The organism is Klebsiella sp. JN_Kp126 (assembly GCF_033843325.1).
Lineage (GTDB): Bacteria > Pseudomonadota > Gammaproteobacteria > Enterobacterales > Enterobacteriaceae > Klebsiella > Klebsiella michiganensis.
Genome location: NZ_JAWXQV010000021.1, coordinates 1 through 2158 on the forward strand (window position 1 = coordinate 1; position 2158 = coordinate 2158).

The following is a 2158-nucleotide window of genomic DNA, read 5'->3' on the forward strand; positions in this document are numbered from 1 at the left end:
TCCAGCGAGACGATCGCGCTGCCCTGAGTGGTCAGCGTCCCCCCCTGCTGCGTGATCGTGTTCTGCAGCGTCTGCAGCGCGCTTGCATCCGCTTTCTTGCTGACGTTGGCGTTCGTCGTCGAAAGGTCACTGGTCAGTTTAGTTATAGCACTATTCGCTGCCGTAATATCTTTGTCCTGCTGTGTGACGGAGTTCTGTACCGTTTGCAAGGCGGTAGTATCGGCTTTTTTCGATACATCAGCTTGTGTGAGCGCAAGATCGTTCTGTAGCCGAGTTATCGCTGTGCCCGAAGAAGTAATTTTCCCCTCCGCAGTTGTCACTCGCGTGGACAGGTTCTGGACTGCTCCAGCATTAGCCTGGATCTCTGCAGCAATATCGTCATTATTGGGCGTCCAGTCAGTCACAACGTTGCCTGTTTCCAGTTTTGGACGGCAGAGCCAGACCTCTTTATCCGCGGATGGTGCATGCTGCAAACGGGCCGGGATCAAACGCTTTGTGCCCGCTGTGGCCGGAATAACCCAACGAACCCAGTAACGCTGCCATGAGGTGGTAAGGGTAAACTGTGCGGCACCATCCCCGGCTGAGCTTTTGTATCCCTGGTTTGTTTCAATCCGGGAAGTATTTGACGGGTTATAAAAATATGCAGTCATTTCTTGTGCTGCATAAGCCCCTTTCGCATAAAAACTATAGATGAACTCGGTTTTCCCCGTCACATCCAGAGTTTGCTCATCCAGTTGGACATAACCTCCGGTTCCCTTCACCAGACGGGTCCAGGCTACACTCGCCCCCTGGTAGGTTTCTGAAGGAGATCTGCTGCTCCATCCGTCGAGCGTATCAGAATGTCGAATAAGATTGACTCCGCCCACCGACAGGCCGTTCAGGCTATTTTCCAGACTCGTCAGCGCTGTCCCCTGTGAAGCGGCCTCTTTCCCCTGCTGCGTGACTGTATTCTGTAGCGTCTGCAGAGCTGTTGCATCAGCCTTTTTATTCACATTGCCATTAGTGATAGCCAGGTCATTCGTCAGCTTCGTGATGCTGCTACCTTGAGAGGTAATATCCTCGCCATTCTGCGTCACGGTTGTTTTCAGGTTCATGATAGCCTGCGCATTCGCATCGGCAGCATCAAGAGCTGCTTTCGCATCAGTCACCTCGGTGATAAACAAATCGTCTATCAGAAAGGCGTTACCCGCTTTCACCGTTGACACATTCGGTACCGAGAGACGTACCATCGCTTGTTTAATACTGGTCCGGTTATTGGTCAAATACCCGGAGACCTTCGTCCAGCCTTCAGCGACAAGGTCTTTCTTCGCTTTCGTCAGTGCAGGCCAGGACCAACTACCGCTCATGTCCTGCAGCGAAAAACCCACCGACAACTGCACGTTATCGGCCATAGCTGTTCCTTTCGGATCCGGCTTCACACGAAACTCAACGTAATATGTTGCTCCATCACGGACCTGCAGGCCGGCGAAAATATGGCAATCATTGTTGTCGCTGGCGGTAGCATTGTAGTCATTCGCCCGAATGAGGCGGATACACTTCGCGCCGCTGTAAGCCTCATCGGATGTCACCAACACGCGGTTATTCGCCACATTGTAACCAACCGGGTAGCTCTCCCAAGTGCCATCAGGCAGAACATTTGCCCCACGGCGCGCCTGCTGGCTCAAAGAGCTGCTCAGGGAAGTCACCGCATCACTATTACTGCGGATACTCTGCTCTGTCTCAGTCACGCGGTTGGTCAGTGCAAACACTGCGGCAGTATCGGCTTTTTTCGAAATATCATCTTTAACGCTGCTTAGCATGTTATTCAGGGAGGTGATGGCGTTCCCCTGACTGGATAGGTCTTTTCCCTGCTGCATCACCGTATGATGCAATGTCTGAACCGTGTTGGCATCCGCCTTTTTGTTAACACTGGCGTTCGTCACAGACAAACCATTTTCCAGTGCAGTAGTCCGGTTCCCAATGCTACTGATATTATTGTCCTGCTGGCTGACTTTCGTCGTCAGAGAGTCAACGGCAGAAGCCGTGGCATCGGCTGTAGTCTGCACAGCCTGAGCATCCGTTATATCTGTGATGACAATATCATCAATATACAGATCGTAACCCGGCGTTCCGCTACCCGTCGCTCCGCGTGTGGAAATCCATACCACACCGCGCGTCC

Annotated in this window: 1 pseudogene; it reads right to left on the reverse strand. The window is 52.5% G+C overall.

Annotated features, from left to right (window positions below):
* Positions 1-2158 (reverse strand): annotated as a pseudogene (locus SIK97_RS00900) (hypothetical protein); the annotation flags it as partial.